Raw genomic sequence first — 14,477 nt, 5'->3', positions numbered from 1 at the left:
CCACCGCCCCCCGCCGGGGGGGGGGGTGGGGCCCCCCCACCCGCCCGACGGAGGCACCTGGCATATGCGCGGCGCAACATACCCCAGCGCCGCCCGCCGCGTCCCGGTTTTCGGTAACTCCCGGGAATGGTCACATCACACCCGGTAGACCTTGGGCATGACGACGCTGACGACGGCCACCGGTTGCCCCTCCTTCGACGGCACGGACGGACGCCCCGCGTCCGCGACCCACGTCACACCGCAGGGCGCCGCTTGGCTGGCGTCCGCGTCCGCCCACCCCGAGCACACGCTGGTCGCCTGGCAGGCCCGACCCGCCACGCCCGCCGTGCTGCCCTGCGGGACCGCCTTCGACGTCGTCAACGTCCCGGTCGTACTGGGCCGTCGGATGCTCGACCTGCTGTGGGAGCGGGGTCCCGGCTCCGGCCCGGCCGCCGTGCACCGGGGTCGGATGCTGCTCTTCGCCACCCCGGGGACGGCCCAGCGGCTGCCGGCCCTGCTCGCCTGGGAGGAGTGGAGCCCGGGCGCACCGGCGCCGCTCTGCCACGGCCACGGCGACGCCGTCACCGTGCCCCCGCTGGCCGCCGCACCCGGCCCCTCCCGCTGGCTCGTGGCCCCCGGATCCCGGCTCCCGTGGCTGCCCGGCCCGGACGCCCTGCTGTGGGCGTTCCTGCACGCCACCCGGGGTGCGGCGGCGATTTTTCCTTCGGCGGATCAGGATGCTAATGTCTACGACGTCAGCAAGCGCCGCTAGCTCAGTTGGTTAGAGCAGCTGACTCTTAATCAGCGGGTCCGGGGTTCGAGTCCCTGGCGGCGCACAGACGGAAGAAGGCCCCCCACGCGAGTGGGGGGCCTTCTTCGTGTTCCGCACGACGGCCTACGTGGTGATCTTCACCGTGTAGGCGCCGGACCGGGTCCGGTCGGCGACCTCGATCGTGATGCCCTCCCCCGGCACGGTGAAGGCCTCGCCGACCTCCAGGGGCGCGTCCGCCAGCGGCGGGTACACGGAGCGGTCCCAGCAGGCCTCCGTGCGCGGGTGTGCGTCGAGGACCTCGATGGGGCCGCCGCCCGAGGACGCCTCGTTGCGGACCCGGTAGACGAGCACGCCCTCGGTGCAGGTCTCCCCGTCGTTGCCCACGGAACCCCTCGCCTCGACGGCGATGGCGCTGCCGGGCCCCGTACGGATCACCGCGAGCCGGGTGCCGCCGGTGCTGCCTGGGGCCGGGGCCTGGGCGAGCGGCTGGAGGGTGTGCATCGAGGAGCCGGACCGTACGCAGTCCACCTGCGTACGGTCCAGCCAGCCCAGCTTCCACTTGTGCCAGGCGAACAGGTCGGGCGCCATGCCGAACTGGCTGCCCATGACGTCCCAGTCCCCGACGTACGTGTCCCAGTCGCCCTTGCCGTCCGACGGCCGGTGGTAGAGGTCGGGCAGGTCGAAGACGTGACCGGTCTCGTGGGCGAGGACGTTGCGGTCCGGCGGGTGCCGCTCGAAGACGGTGACGATCCGCCGCAGCGGCGTGCCGTCGGCGGTCAGCGGCCGGTCGAAGTTGACGACCTTGGTGGCGTCGGAGTCCACCCCGGGCGCTTCCGGGTCGGCCACGAAGTAGACGACGTCGTAGGCGCTGAAGTCCACCTCCGGGTCGGCGACGGCGACGGCGTCCCGGAGGTAGGCCGCCCGGTCCTCGGGCGCCCAGTCCCGCCTTATCCCGTACTCGGTGGACGCCTTCGGCATCCGGATCCACCGCTTCTGGGGGTGGGGGACCAGCCGGAACCGCCCGTACGAGGCCCGCTCGAAGAAGTCGCTGGTGGCGGGGAAGTAGTCGGAGGTCAGCTCCTCCGGGGTGAGGCCGGCGCGGTGGTCGGGGAAGGAGAGGAAGACCATGACCGCGTTGAGGCTGCGCTCCGGCTTGGGGTAGGCGCGGTTCCAGGTGTCGAGTCCGAGCGAGTGGTGCGCCGCCGTGCGGGTCAGCGCGCAGGGGCCCGCCTCGGAGTCGGCCGCTGCGGGACCGGCGATCAGCGACATCGCGGCGAGGGCCGCCATGGAGGTGAGGACCGCCGCCGCACTTCGGGCGCGGGAGCCGTCCACTCCCCCGGGTGTCTGCTGTCGCGGCACATCGACCTCCGGTGGTGGATTGGTGACCTTTCATCCACTTTGAGGCGATTGTCTTATTAATGCCCTGTTCCGGTGCCCCACACGAGTGAGCACTACGGCAAGCCGGTGACCCCCGGGGTTCACGCACACGCATACGGAACGTCACGACCGATCACCGGGGATCAAGCGCGACCCCCGGGTGTTCACAGGTGCGCAGAAACGATCGACCCGGGTCGGTCGGAGTGGTGTCCGACGGGGCGTCAGCATGACGTCATCGCGGCGAAGGACCGTGTTCCGTACGGCGACGCCGCTGGATAGGGCCTCCCGACAGCCTCTATGATCGGCACACTTTCCTGCACGGACACTCACGAGCACTGCGGGAGCCAACGGTGAGCGGAACCTCAGAGGGGACCGGTTCGGCGGCCGACAGCATCCGATCGGCCCTTACGGAGCGTCACCCGGCAGTGCCGGCCGTACCCGGCATGGCGGCGGCGCCTGCCCGGTTCGCGACGGAACCACTCGACTACCGGGCCGCCTTCGACGCGGCCCACCTCGCGATGGCCGTGGTCGGCCGCGACGGCGACGTCATCGCCGCCAACCAGGCCCTCGCCGGACTGCTGGGCGCCGAGCCGCGCGCGCTGACCGGGCAGTCGGCGGCGGACCTGGTGGACCTGGCGGCCGAGGCCCGTACCTGGCAGGCGTACCAGGAGGTGTTGCGCGGACGGCAGGCCCGGCTGCGCTGCACGCGCCGCCTCAAGCACCCCGACGGGCACTCGTTGTGGACGGAGGTGACGCTGGGGCCGGTTCCCGGCACCAAGGACGTCCTGTTGTCGGTCGCCGACATCAGCGACCGGCGCGACCTCCAGGCCCGGCTGCGGCACCTCCAGATGCACGACCCGGTGACGCGGCTGCCGAACCGGGCGCTGTTCTTCGAACGGCTCTCGGCCGCGCTGGAGGCCTCCGCGTACGGGCAGGGCGGCACGGGGCGGATCGGGCTGTGCTACCTCGACCTGGACGGCTTCAAGGCCGTCAACGACACGCTGGGGCACCGGGTCGGGGACCGGCTGCTGACGGCCGTGGCGGCCCGGCTGACGCAGTGCGCGGACCAGTCCGGCTACGGCCGCACCGGCGGGCACCTGGTGGCGCGGCTCGGCGGCGACGAGTTCGCACTGCTCGTCGAGGATTCCACGGGCACGGACCAGCTCACGGACCTGGCGCGGAGCGTGCTGGCCGCCGTGCAGGAGCCGTTCGACCTGGCCGGGCAACGCCTGTCGGTGTCCGCGTCGATCGGCGTCGTGGAACGCGACGCGGAGGGGACGACGGCGACCGGGCTGATGCAGGCCGCCGACACGACGCTGTACTGGGCGAAGGCGGACGGCAAGGCCCGCTGGACCCTCTTCGACCCGGAGCGCAACGCGCACCGGATGACCCGCCAGGCGCTGTCCTCGACGCTGCGACCCGCGGTGGAGCGCGGCGAGTTCGAGCTGGAGTACCAGCCGTTGGTGGATCTGGAGAGCGGCGCCGTGCGCGGGGTGGAGGCCCTCGTCCGCTGGAACCACCCGCAGTTCGGCACGTTGACGCCGAATCGGTTCATCGGGATCGCCGAGGAGGACGGCTCGATCGTCCAGCTCGGCGGCTGGGTCCTGCGGACCGCCTGCCGGCAGGCCCGGCGCTGGCAGATCGAACAACCCAGCGACGCGCCGGTCTTCGTGTCCGTCAACGTGGCGGTGCGCCAGGTGTGGGACTCCGACCTGGTCGGGGACGTCGCCGAGATCCTCGCCGAGACGGGGTTGGCCCCGCAGCTGCTCCAGCTGGAGCTGACGGAGTCGGCGGTGATGGGCTCGGCGGGCCGGCCGTTGCAGGCCCTCCAGGCGCTCAGCGACATGGGCGTGCGGATCGCCATCGACGACTTCGGCACCGGCTACTCGAACCTGGCGTACCTGAGCCGGCTGCCCGTGTCGGTGCTGAAGCTGGACGGCTCCTTCGTGCACGGCTTCCGCTACGAGGACGGGGCGCACCCGAACCCGGCCGACGAGACCATCGTGGAGGCCCTGGTCCAGCTCGCCCACCGGCTGGGCCTGACGGTCACCGCGGAGTGCGTGGAAACCGCCGGTCAGGCCGCGAGGCTGCGGCGCGTGGGCTGCGACACGGGCCAGGGCTGGCTGTACTCCCGCGCGGTGGCCCCGGACGTCATCGCCCGCATGATCGGCCGCCAGGCCGCGGCCCCGCATCCCGCGACCCCGCATCCCACGGCCTGAGCAGGGGGTGCGGGGCGCCGGGCCCGGACGGTCAGAGGCTCCGCACGAAGACGGCGAACGCCTCGGGAGCCACGGCGAAGACGGGACCCCCGGGGTCCTTGGAATCCCGCACGGCGACCCGGCAGGGCTGGGGGGCGACTTCGACGCACTCGCCGCCGTTGGAGCCGCTGAAGCTGGACTTGCGCCAGTCGACTCCGCCCAGGGGGGCGCACTCGACGCAGTCGCCGCCGCTGGAGCCGCTATAGGACGACTTACGCCACCGCGCGCCCGGCAGGTTCTGGATGCTTGCCATAGCGTTCCTCCATTACGCGAGCGATCAGCTCTGCCGACGCCCGGGGGGAGAGGGCCTCGGCTTGCAGGCGAGCGTAGCCGATCGAACGCTCCTTGATCACTTGCGGGTTGGCGGTCATGTGGCCGGAATCGTAGCTCTCGGTGTAGTGGATATCCGGATCGCCATCGAAGCGCAGAAGGTTGAACGAGCCCATCATTGCTGCATGTTGGCCGGCACTGAAAGGCAGCACCTGGATCTCCAGCCATTGCCGCTCTCGCAGGCTCAACAGGTGGGCGAGCTGGTCGTGCATGACCTGACGGCCTCCGATCTCCCTGTAAAGGGCCGCCTCGTCCAACACCACCCACAGCACAGGAGGATCGCCCCGCAGGAGAATGCGCTGACGATCGAGCCGAGCCGCCACGGAGCCGTCGAGCCGGTCGGGATTCTCGACGCCGAGCACCGCCCGGGCGTAGGCCTCCGTCTGAAGGAGTCCGTACACCAACTGGCACTGGAACGTGGAGATGTACGTCGCCCGGGCCTCCATCTCCGCGTACGCCTGGAACCAGCACGGCAGCTGACTGCGGAGGACCAGCCCCACCAGGCGGGAGAAGTGTCCGTCCGTGTCCAGCGCCGCGTCCAGCCGTTCGGAGAAGTCACGGGTCGGGACGCGGGCGGTGGTTTCCACCTGGCCGATCAGGGAGCCGGTGCAGTAGATGACGGCGCCCAGCTGCGTCTGCTTCAGGCCGGCCGCCTCGCGCAGCCTGCGCAGTTCGGAGCCGTAGTAGTCCAGCGGCGAGGCGCTGGGATCGAGGTCGCGGGTCAGGACCACGGGACGGTCACCCCCATGAATGCGTGGGTCCGGTTCGGACGCGACCCACCGTAGCGACGCCGCCACGCGCCGATGGGGGAAACCGGGCAACCATGTGACACACCCCGCCCCGCACCCGGAATCCGGGGCGGGGCGGGGTGGCGCTCGGCGCGGGGTGGGGGGAGATCAGCAGGCGCCGAGGTCCTTCCAGACACCCCATTCACCGGTGGTGCCGGGCGCCTCGTTCTGGGTCCACCACTGGGCCTTGTACTTGCGGCCGTTGTGGGAGACCTCCGTGCCGCCGGTGTAGACGGTGCCCGCGACGTAGGCCGGGACGGAACCGCAGCCGGTGGGCGGCGTCGTCGGAGGCGTGGTCGGCGGGGTCGTCGGCGGGGTGGTGGGAGGCGTGGTCGGCGGGGTGGTCGGCGGCTGGGTCGTGCCGCCGAGGGCGTCCGAGATCTGGTTCAGCAGGGTGGTGTTGTTGTCCAGACCGAGGAGGGAGTACATCATCGCGCCGGCCAGGCCGCGCTGCTTGCCGTAGTCGACCCGGGCCTGGATGGCCTTCTGGTTCAGGCCGGTGAAGAACTCGCCGTCCTTGTAGAAGTAGGCGGACTTGGCGCCCTCGTCCCAGAAGGTGGTCGCCGGGTTGTCGACGATCCCGCCGAGCTCCTTGTAGTGGGCGATGCCGGCCTGCTGGCTGACCGGGCGAACGTTGGAGGCTCCGGTGGCCGACTGGGCGAGACCGTTGTTCGCGCCGGCCGGAACGCCCTTCCAACCGCGGTAGTAGAACTCGTAGCCCAGGGTCAGCTTGTTGGCGGGGAAGCCGCCGGCGATCCCGTAGGCCGGGTTGCCGTCGATCCAGGAGTCGATGGCGTTGTCGACGCTGTACTTCTGGGTGCCCGGGGCGATCGGGTCGGTCGGGTCACCGGCCGGGGAGTACAGCGGCGACTGGTGGTACGTCGGGCCGTCGCTGTCCCAGGCGCCGTGCATGTCGTACGTCATGATGTTCGCGTAGTCGAGGTACGCGCCGATCTTGTCCGTCTCGATGTACTTGATCTTGTCCTGGCCGGCCGGCAGGGCCGCCGTCAGCAGGTACTTCTTTCCGCCGTTGGCCGCGCCCTCGGCGTCGAGCTGCTTGCGGAACTCTTGGAGCAGCAGGGTGAAGTTCTGCTTGTCCTCGGGGCCGTAGTGGTTGCCCAGGTGGCCGCCGGAGGAGCCCGGGTACTCCCAGTCGATGTCGATGCCGTCGAAGATGCCCGCCGCGGTACCGGGGCCGCCGAAGCCGCCCTCCACCGGGAGGTCGCCCTTGATGTACTGCTTGATGCAGGAGGCGACCAGCTTCTTGCGGGAGGCGTCGGTCTTCGCCGCGTCGTGGAAGAACTTCGAGTAGGTCCAGCCGCCCAGCGAAATGTTGATCTTCAGGTGGGGGTACTTGGCCTTCAGTTCCTTGAACTGGTTGAAGACGCCCACGATCGGCTGGTCCCACTTGTCGGCGACGCCGTCCACGCTGTCGGCCGCGCTGAAGGACTTCTGGTAGTCGGCGTAGCTGTCGCCCGCGCCGTCACCGGCGTTCGGGTTGTTGTCGTCCCCGGCCGCCTTGTTGGCCTCGAAACAGGTGAGGTCGGTGGGGTGGATGTTGCCGAACGAGTAATTGATCACGTCCAGCTTCCCCGCTATGCCCCTGGTGTCGAGGTGCTTGGGGTAGAAGGCGTTGCCGTAGACGCTCCACTGGTCGTAGTAGGCGATGCGGACGCCACCACTGCTCGCGGTGGTGGAGGTGTCCGCGGCCTGCGCGGTGCCGAGTCCCGCGAAGGTGGCCAGCGCTCCGGCTGCCAACGCGGCCGTGGCGGCGGCCGCGATGAGGGGTTTACGGATGTGCATGAACTGCCTCCGGGGGGTGGGAGGGGAGGACATCAGCTTCAGGTGAGAGAAGTGATAGCGATCACCGACCGTCCCAGTCAATGGTTTGGACCAAAGAAGGACTAGACCACTGAGCGGCCAAATGTGCTCGTCAGAGACCTGAGCGCACACGAAGAACCGCTCGCCACCCCGGGTGACGAGCGGTTTAAGACTCCCTTAGGCCATGCTCCGGCAAGGTTTCGGCAACAAACCAGCCAAACCCCGTTCTCGGGCGCTCAAGCCGGAATCGAGACCTCCGTCGGCATGCCGTACGCATCTGCGACGAGCCCGTAGGATCGCAACCGGGCGTCCCCGCCGTGGGCGTTGGCCGTCAGCATCAGCTCGTCCGCGCCGGTCCGCTTCACCAGCGCGTCCAGCCCGGAGCGGACCTCGTCCGGAACTCCGTGGACGATGTTCGCGAGCCAGCCGTCGACGAACTCCCGCTCCAACGGGGAGAAGGGGTACGCAGCCGCCTCCTCGGGAGTGGGGACCAGCCCGGGCCGGCCGCTGCGCAGCCTGAGCATCGACAGCGCGCCGGTCAGGACCTGGGCGCGGGCCTCCTGCTCGGTGTCGGCGGCGAGCGCCGAGACGCCGATGACGGCGTACGGGGCGTCCAGGACGGCCGAGGGCCGGAAGCTCTGCCGGTACAGGTCGAGCGCGGGCAGCGTGCCGGCGGCCGAGAAGTGGTGGGCGTACGCGAAGGGCAGGCCGAGCTCGCCCGCGAGGCGGGCGCTGAAGCCGGAGGAGCCGAGCAGCCAGACCGGCGGGCGCCCGGCGGGCCCCTGCACCGGGCCGGGGACGGCGTGCACGCGGGCGTACGGGTGCCCGTCGGGGAAGTCGTCGTCCAGGAAGCGGAGCAGTTCCGCGAGCTGCCGGGGGAACTCGTCGGCGGCCTCGTCCAGCCGCCCGGAGCCGCGCAGCGCCGCGGCGGTGCGCGGGTCGGTGCCGGGCGCGCGGCCGAGTCCGAGGTCGACGCGGCCGGGGGCGAGGGCCTCAAGGGTGCCGAACTGCTCGGCCACGGTCAGCGGCGCGTGGTTGGGCAGCATGACCCCGCCCGAACCGAGCCGGATGCGTGAGGTGTGGGCGGCGAGGTGCGCCAGGATCACGGCCGGGGAGGAACTGGCGACCCCGGGCATGGAGTGGTGCTCGGCGACCCAGTGGCGGTGGTAGCCGCGGGACTCGGCGAGCCGGGCGATCTCCACGCTGGTACGCAGCGACGCCGTCGCCGTGCTGCCGCTGCCGACGGTGACGAGGTCGAGCACCGACAGCGGCACCGGCGCCCCGCCCCGGACGGTCCCGCGGATCGGATCCGCGGCCCCCCGTCCCTCGCCCGTGTGCCGGCCCGCGTCCCCGGTGTCGCTCATCGTCGCTCCCGTCCCGTCCCGTTCGTCTCGTTCGGTGGCTCTACGAAGTAATCGAACGGTCCGGGTGCCCCCGGGCATTCCCGGCAGACCGGGACGCGAGCATGCGTCTGGCATATGCCAGACGAGTAGCGCCTGATGGAGGGACTTGATTAAGCCATCAATCTCATCAACACACGCTCCACGTGGGCCTCTTGATGGCTATCGTGGTAGAGCAAGCGGTAACAACCTGGTAGGGGGAAACCGTGGCGCTGAAGCCCGAGCCGACCGCGCCGTTCCACTCGGTGCAGTACGCCCTGCGCGTACTCGAAACGATCGCCCGCCACACCGGCGGTGTGACCGACGTACAGATCGCGCGTGAGACAGGCCTGCCCGCAGCCCATCTCGCCCCGATGCTGCTGATGCTGCGCCGGGAGGGGTACGTCCTGCAGGTGTCGGACGGCGCCTACGCCATAGGGGACTCCCTCGTCCTGCTCGGCTCCGGGATCGACCGGCAGCAGGCCCTTCAGGAGAAGCTCCAGGAGACCCTGGACCGGCTGCGGGACTCGGTCGGCGCGGCCGTGTACATCAGCCGGTACGTCGACGGCGAGGTCCGCATCACCCAGTTCGCGGACAGTCCGCGCACGCCGAAGGTGCACGAATGGGTCGACTTCCGTTCCGCGGCGCACGCCAGCGCGGTCGGCAAGTGCCTGCTGACCCAGCTCGACCTCAACGGGCGGCGCGACCACCTGTCGCGACACAAGATCGCCCGGCTCACCTCGAAGACGATCGTGAACGAGCGGATCCTGTTCTCGAAGCTGGACAGCCAGCCGGCCACCGTGCCCATGCTGGACCTGCAGGAATACGCGGTCGGCACCGTCTGCGCGGCCGTACCGATCACCGCCGGTGCGGCCGTGGGATGCCTGGCCCTCTCGCTTCCCGTCGAGCACGCCCACCGACTGCGGGCCGCGGCCGACACCCTGAACCGGAAGGCCGCACCGCTACTGCTGTCGCTCACCCTCTGAGGCGCCGGGCCCCGCCCCGGGGACCGGCTACCACGGGCCCCGAGGGTCCGGAAAACACTTCGGGCGGTTCCCGGTGAACCGGAAACCGCCCGAAGTACAGGTGCGCCGCCAGGGACTCGAACCCCGGACCCGCTGATTAAGAGTCAGCTGCTCTAACCAACTGAGCTAGCGGCGCCTGACAAAGAAAATACTACCTGCTCCCCGAGGGTGCTCAAAACCATTACCCGCGCGCGGGCCGGCTCAGCGCTCCAGGAGGCCGCGCCGGCCGTGGGTGTCGTACGCGGCGAGCAGTGTGCGCAGGTCAGGTGCGCCGAGCGGGCGGTAGCCGGGGGCACCGGGCGGGCGCCACCAGACGGGTTCGGGGCAGCGGAACCCCGTCCGGCGCAGGGCGACCCGGTGGACCTTGTTCGTCGCCGTCACGGGCATCGCGTCGAGGATCCGCAGGTAGCGGGGGGCCATCTTCGTGCCGAGGTCCGGCTGCGCGGCGAGGAAGCGGGTGAAGGTCTCGGGGTCGAAGACCGCTCCCCCGCGCAGCGCCAGGGCGGCCATGACCTGGTCGCCGGCGGCCTCGTCCGGGACGGCGTAGACGGCGACCGCGGCCGCCGGGTCCCAGCGGGCCAGGATGTTCTCGATCATCGCGGCGGCGAGGTTCTCGCTGTCGACGCGCAGCCGGTCGTCCGTGCGGCCCGCGAAGTACAGGAAGCCCCGGGGGTCACGGAAGAAGAGGTCCCCCGTCCAGTACCAGCCCTCGCGGGTGCGGGCGGCCTCGGCGTCGGGGTTGCGCCAGTAGCCCTCGAAGTGGCTGCGACCCCGGTTGACCAGCTCACCTATGGCCTCCTCGCCGTTCAGGAGACGACCGTCGGAATCCAGGAGGGCCGCGGGGCATTCCCGTCCGGTGTCCGGGTCGATGACGGCGAGGTCGTCGCCGGCCCCGGCGCGGCCCAGCGCGCCCGCCGGGGTGTCGGGGGTGCGCTGCACGGAGGCACCGCCCTCGGTGGCCCCGTAGCCCTCGACGAGCCGGACCCCGAACCGGTCGGCGAAGCGGGCCGCGTCGACGGCCCCGGCCTCGGTGCCGAAGCCGAGGCGCAGGCTGTGCTCGCGGTCGTCGGGGCGGGGGCCGGTCGCGAGGAGGTACTGGACGGCCCGGCCGACATAGGTGAAGTAGGTCGCGCCGTAGTCCCGTACGTCGTCCAGGAACGCGGAGGCGGAGAAGCGGCGGCGCAGCGCGACCGAGGCGCCGCCGGCGAGGGCGGGCAACCAGTCGGCGATGACGGCGTTGCCGTGGAACAGCGGCATGCAGACGTAGTGGACGTCGTCCGGTCCGACCGAGAAGTGGCGGGCCAACGAGTGTCCGGCGGCGGCGATCCGCCCCTGGGTGCAGATGGCGGCCTTGGGTGCGCCGGTGGACCCGGAGGTGAAGTAGAGGAGGAACCGGTCGGTGGGGCCGGGCGGGCGGCGCACGGCCGCGTCGCCGGGCGCGGCGCCGGCGTACGGGGCGAGCAGGGCCTCGTACTCCTCGGTGCCGGTGATCAGGATCCGTACGCCGGGCAGGTCGAGGCCGCGCAGCAACGGCAGGTGGGCGGCCTCGGTGACCAGGATCCGACAGTCGGTGTGCAGGACGTCCCGGGCCAGCTCGGGGCCGCGCCGGGTGGGGTTGATCCCGGCGACGGCGGCCCCGGCCAGGGCCGCCGCGCCGAGCCAGAACGGGAACTCGGGGGTGTTGTCGAGCAGCACCCCGATGTGGGGCTCCGCCCCCGGCGGCAGCAGGTCGACGAGCAGGGCCGCGCGGGCCGCGGCCTCCCGGGCGGTCCGGTGGTGGCTGAGCGCGGTGGGGCGGCCGTCGGCGTCCCGGAACTTCAGGCCGGGTCGGTGGTCGCCCCATCCGCGCGCCACGAGTTCCGCGACGGTTCCGGGTGCGTCGGATGCGTGGGGGGCATCGGGTGCAGTCGTCGTCCGCATGCCGCCGGAGGTTAGCTGACGTTCCGTCAGAATTGAACGTCGGAGCAGGAGTAGAAGGCCATCGGGGTGTCGTGGACGGTCCACACGGCCAGGATCATGTGCCGGCCTGTCTTGCCGCTCGGCATGGCGCCCTGGTGGACGGTGGTCATGGCGGGACGGGCACCGTTGTAGGCCACGGTGAGGAAGGGCTGGAGGTCCAGCGCGGAGCGGGTGAGGGGCCTGGTCGGGTCCCAGCCGTTCTTGGTGACGTAGTACTTGATGTCGGTGGTGGCGTGGTTGGCGGTGAACTGCCAGCGGAAGCTGTACCCCTGCCCGGCGCTCACGCTCGTGGCGGGCCAGGAACCACCGCGCGGGTTGTCGAGCTGCGCGAACTCGGGGTGGCCGGCGGCACATATCGTGCCGTCGGAGGGGCCGAGCGCCGGGAAGCCCTTGGGGCCCTCCGCGCTCTGCGGCTCCCACTGGATGGGCCCGCAGTCGGAGACGGTCTTGTTGGCGCAGAGCTTCTGCCGACTGATCGGGGTGTCGGTGTAGCCGTGGCTGCTCGCGGTGGGCGCCGTGATCAGGGCCGCGCCGGCGAGGAGGCCGAGGCCGAGCACGGCGGCCCCGGCGCGTCCGGGCCGCACGGCGCGGTCGGACCGGTCGGGGCGTGTGGGCATGCGGAAGAGACGCATGATGCTCCTTGGTCGTGGGGGGATCTGACGAGAGCGTGCGCACGCGTGGGGATGATTTTCAGGTCTAGACCAAGTTCCACATTATTGACGGGAGTTGGCCATGTCTATACCAATGCGAGAACGGGTGGTCCGGTCCTGACCGGTCACCCGTTCCCTTTGGTCCGGTCCGTGCGCCGGACCGGTGCGTTCGCTGCTCCTGGTGCTCCTGGTGCTCCTGTCGTTCGTTCTCGGGGTCGGGCGCGCCGCTACTGCTCGGCGCGGCCCGTGTAGAAGGCGACCGTGAGGTCCTTCACCAGGGCCTTGCGCTCGTAGTCGTCCAGCTCGACGATCCCGCGCGAGGTCAGCCGGTGGACGGTGTCGTCCACCGCGTCCACCACCGAGGTCAGGACGCTGTCCCGGTGCTTGGCGTCGATCGCGGCGACGCGGCGGCGCCGCATGGCCTCCGCCACCTCCGGGGCGTACTCGATCCGCGTCGGCTGGGCCGAGAACACCTCCACCCCGACGGCCTCGGTCTCGGCCGCCAGCATCCGGGTCAGCGCGTCACCGACGGCCTCGGCGTCGCGCAGAGTCGGGGCGTCCTCGTGGAAGGCGTCGGCGGGCAGCTGGGACAGCACCCGCGCCATGGCCGACTCCACCTGCTCGGCGAGGTACTCGGTGTGGTCCTCGACAGCGAGGGTGGCCCGCGCCGTGTCCTTGACCTGCCAGACGACCTGGACGACCACCTGCAGGGCCAGGCCGCCCGAATCCACGGCCGGCATCGGCTCGCTGCGCCAGTGCCGCAGGCGCACGTCGACCCGTCGGCGCAGCAGGAGGGGACTGACCCAGGTCAGGCCGGTACGGCGGACCGTGCCGCGGTAGCGCCCGAAGAGGGTGAGCACCCAGGCGTGACCGGCCTTGGCCCGTCCGAGACCGCCCAGCGCGAGGAGGGTCACGATGCCGAGGAAGGCCAGCGGGGGCCAGTGCGTGCTGCGGAGCCCGCGGTAGGGGCGGGGAGTCACCCCGAAGGCCTCCGCGAGGGCGGCCGGGACGACGCCCGCCCGCCACAGCAGGGCCGCGCAGCCGGTCATGGCCAGCGCGCCGACGGCGAGCGCGAACCAGCCGGGAAGCACCGGGCCCCGGTGCTCGCGGAGCCGGTCGTCACCCCGGGGGACGCGCCGGCCGGCCGGCAGCCGGGTGCTGCCGCCGGGGCGCCGGGGGGTCCTCGCGGCTTCGGGGGCCGGGGCCGGGGCCGGGGTCACGGTGGTGGCAGGGGTCGGGGCCGGGGTCGGGCTCGGGTGGGCGCGGAACGGGAGGTGTACGGGGATCTCCGTCACCGCCGCTCCGCGCGGGGGCCGGACGTGGGGCAGGTCCTGCGTGTCGTCGTCCTCCCGCGTCGCGTCCATGCCGCGGGCGACGGCCCGGGCCACGAGTTCCGCGACGTCGGGGGCGGGGGCGGGGGTTGCCGGCTCGGCGGCACCGTCGGCGTCGGGGCCGCCCGGGATCCGGTCGGGAATCCGGTCGGGGCCGGGGATCCCGCTCCCCCTCGGGGACTCGGTGGAGGCCTCGGCCGGCCAGAGCTCGCCCTGGGGGTGACTTCGGGCCGACTCGGGGGCCGGGTGGGGGATGTCCAGGGCCGGAGCGGGATCGGCCGGCGCCGCCTCCGCGTCGGCGGTGGCCACCAGTACGTCACCCACGTCACCGCGGGGGTCCGCAGCGTCCGGGGCAGCGTCGTGGCGCGCCGCGGAGCCGAAGGCCTCCCCGTGGCGGGCCTCCGGCGCGGCGGGCGTCCCGTACGGCGGCGACGCGGAATGCGACGGGCCCTCGCCGAGCGGGTCCCCGGCGGCCGGGGTCGCGTCGTCGTGCCGTGACGCGGAGCCGGACGGGCCTGCGCCGTGCGGCCCCGAGGCCGCCGGGGCGCCGTCCCGCCAGGACGTGAGCCCGGAGGAAGCACCGCCGCGCGGGTCCGGGGCGGTCGGGACGGCGTCGTGCAGCGCCGCGGGACCGGCCGGGTCCGCGGCGACCGGGGCCTGCTGCCGTTCCGGCGCCGCGAGGGACAGGCCGCGGCCCGCGGTCGGGACCTCGATCCACCGGCCCCGGCGCGGGGCCGGTGCCTCCGGCTCGGCGGGGTCCGGCCGGGCGGCCGGAACGCCGGCCACCACCGCGTCCTGCGGATGGGGC

At 72.2% G+C, this 14,477-nt stretch carries 11 protein-coding genes and 2 tRNA genes; 4 read left to right on the top strand and 9 right to left on the bottom strand.

What is annotated here, in order from left to right; genetic code table 11:
- The first annotated feature begins 157 nt into the window (after window positions 1-157).
- Together ACFVS6_RS42150 and ACFVS6_RS42145 are read left to right on the top strand one after the other, a co-directional pair.
- The gene (locus ACFVS6_RS42150; RefSeq protein ID WP_389711840.1) at window positions 158-751 is read left to right on the top strand and encodes a bifunctional DNA primase/polymerase; all 594 of its coding nucleotides are present in this window, start codon (window positions 158-160) and stop codon (window positions 749-751) included.
- A tRNA-Lys gene (locus ACFVS6_RS42145) sits at window positions 742-815 on the top strand. Before ACFVS6_RS42150 ends, ACFVS6_RS42145 begins: the two co-directional genes overlap by 10 nt.
- A 59-nt stretch (window positions 816-874) precedes the next feature.
- On the opposite strand, the gene ACFVS6_RS42140 is transcribed toward ACFVS6_RS42145, so the two are convergent.
- Window positions 875-2,110: a M6 family metalloprotease domain-containing protein gene (locus ACFVS6_RS42140; protein ID WP_389711839.1), complete on the bottom strand. Its 1,236-nt coding sequence runs from the start codon at window positions 2,108-2,110 to the stop codon at window positions 875-877.
- A 368-nt stretch (window positions 2,111-2,478) separates the two neighbouring features.
- On the opposite strand from ACFVS6_RS42140, the gene ACFVS6_RS42135 reads away from it, so the two are divergent.
- A complete protein-coding gene (locus tag ACFVS6_RS42135; protein WP_389711838.1) occupies window positions 2,479-4,347 on the top strand; it encodes a putative bifunctional diguanylate cyclase/phosphodiesterase in 1,869 nt (622 codons plus the stop codon).
- 31 nt (window positions 4,348-4,378) lie between these two features.
- On the opposite strand, the gene ACFVS6_RS42130 is transcribed toward ACFVS6_RS42135, so the two are convergent.
- The 4 genes from ACFVS6_RS42130 to ACFVS6_RS42115 all read right to left on the bottom strand — a co-directional run bounded on the left by ACFVS6_RS42130 (window position 4,379) and on the right by ACFVS6_RS42115 (window position 8,689).
- Window positions 4,379-4,639 carry a DUF397 domain-containing protein gene (locus tag ACFVS6_RS42130; RefSeq protein ID WP_389711837.1) on the bottom strand — a complete coding sequence of 87 codons (261 nt, stop codon included), beginning with the start codon at window positions 4,637-4,639 and terminating at the stop codon, window positions 4,379-4,381.
- The gene (locus ACFVS6_RS42125; protein ID WP_389711836.1) at window positions 4,599-5,447 is read right to left on the bottom strand and encodes a helix-turn-helix domain-containing protein; all 849 of its coding nucleotides are present in this window, start codon (window positions 5,445-5,447) and stop codon (window positions 4,599-4,601) included. The genes ACFVS6_RS42130 and ACFVS6_RS42125 overlap by 41 nt, the downstream gene beginning before the upstream one ends.
- Window positions 5,448-5,612: 165 nt before the next feature.
- Window positions 5,613-7,307 carry a glycosyl hydrolase family 18 protein gene (locus tag ACFVS6_RS42120; protein ID WP_281206461.1) on the bottom strand — a complete coding sequence of 565 codons (1,695 nt, stop codon included), beginning with the start codon at window positions 7,305-7,307 and terminating at the stop codon, window positions 5,613-5,615.
- A gap of 254 nt (window positions 7,308-7,561) precedes the next feature.
- Window positions 7,562-8,689: an LLM class flavin-dependent oxidoreductase gene (locus tag ACFVS6_RS42115; protein WP_389711835.1), complete on the bottom strand. Its 1,128-nt coding sequence runs from the start codon at window positions 8,687-8,689 to the stop codon at window positions 7,562-7,564.
- Window positions 8,690-8,931: 242 nt separating this feature from the next.
- Here ACFVS6_RS42115 and ACFVS6_RS42110 point away from each other — a divergent pair, with 242 nt between their 5' ends.
- A complete protein-coding gene (locus tag ACFVS6_RS42110) occupies window positions 8,932-9,690 on the top strand; it encodes an IclR family transcriptional regulator (protein WP_281206459.1) in 759 nt (252 codons plus the stop codon).
- A gap of 101 nt (window positions 9,691-9,791) precedes the next feature.
- Here the strand turns inward: ACFVS6_RS42110 and ACFVS6_RS42105 are convergent.
- The 4 genes from ACFVS6_RS42105 to ACFVS6_RS42090 form a co-directional block, all read right to left on the bottom strand.
- Window positions 9,792-9,865, bottom strand: a tRNA-Lys gene (locus ACFVS6_RS42105).
- 65 nt (window positions 9,866-9,930) lie between these two features.
- A complete protein-coding gene (locus ACFVS6_RS42100) occupies window positions 9,931-11,649 on the bottom strand; it encodes an AMP-binding protein (protein WP_389711834.1) in 1,719 nt (572 codons plus the stop codon).
- Window positions 11,650-11,675: 26 nt separating this feature from the next.
- Window positions 11,676-12,320 carry a lytic polysaccharide monooxygenase gene (locus ACFVS6_RS42095; protein ID WP_389711833.1) on the bottom strand — a complete coding sequence of 215 codons (645 nt, stop codon included), beginning with the start codon at window positions 12,318-12,320 and terminating at the stop codon, window positions 11,676-11,678.
- 245 nt (window positions 12,321-12,565) lie between these two features.
- Window positions 12,566-14,455: an SPFH domain-containing protein gene (locus ACFVS6_RS42090; RefSeq protein ID WP_389711841.1), complete on the bottom strand. Its 1,890-nt coding sequence runs from the start codon at window positions 14,453-14,455 to the stop codon at window positions 12,566-12,568.
- Window positions 14,456-14,477: the final 22 nt, after the last annotated feature.

This window comes from Streptomyces sp. NPDC057939, assembly GCF_042887545.1.
In the GTDB taxonomy this organism is placed as follows: domain Bacteria; phylum Actinomycetota; class Actinomycetes; order Streptomycetales; family Streptomycetaceae; genus Streptomyces.
This window is presented reverse-complemented; position numbering and strand designations above follow the sequence as displayed.

Excerpts from the sequence above, each read along its gene's own strand:
- ACFVS6_RS42095 (WP_389711833.1), bottom strand. The coding sequence starts at position 12,320 with ATGCGTCTCTTCCGCATGCCCACACGCCCCGACCGGTCCGACCGCGCC.
- ACFVS6_RS42100 (WP_389711834.1), bottom strand. The coding sequence starts at position 11,649 with ATGCGGACGACGACTGCACCCGATGCCCCCCACGCATCCGACGCACCC.
- ACFVS6_RS42130 (WP_389711837.1), bottom strand. The coding sequence starts at position 4,639 with ATGGCAAGCATCCAGAACCTGCCGGGCGCGCGGTGGCGTAAGTCGTCC.
- ACFVS6_RS42150 (WP_389711840.1), top strand. The coding sequence starts at position 158 with ATGACGACGCTGACGACGGCCACCGGTTGCCCCTCCTTCGACGGCACG.
- ACFVS6_RS42120 (WP_281206461.1), bottom strand. The coding sequence starts at position 7,307 with ATGCACATCCGTAAACCCCTCATCGCGGCCGCCGCCACGGCCGCGTTG.
- ACFVS6_RS42115 (WP_389711835.1), bottom strand. The coding sequence starts at position 8,689 with ATGAGCGACACCGGGGACGCGGGCCGGCACACGGGCGAGGGACGGGGG.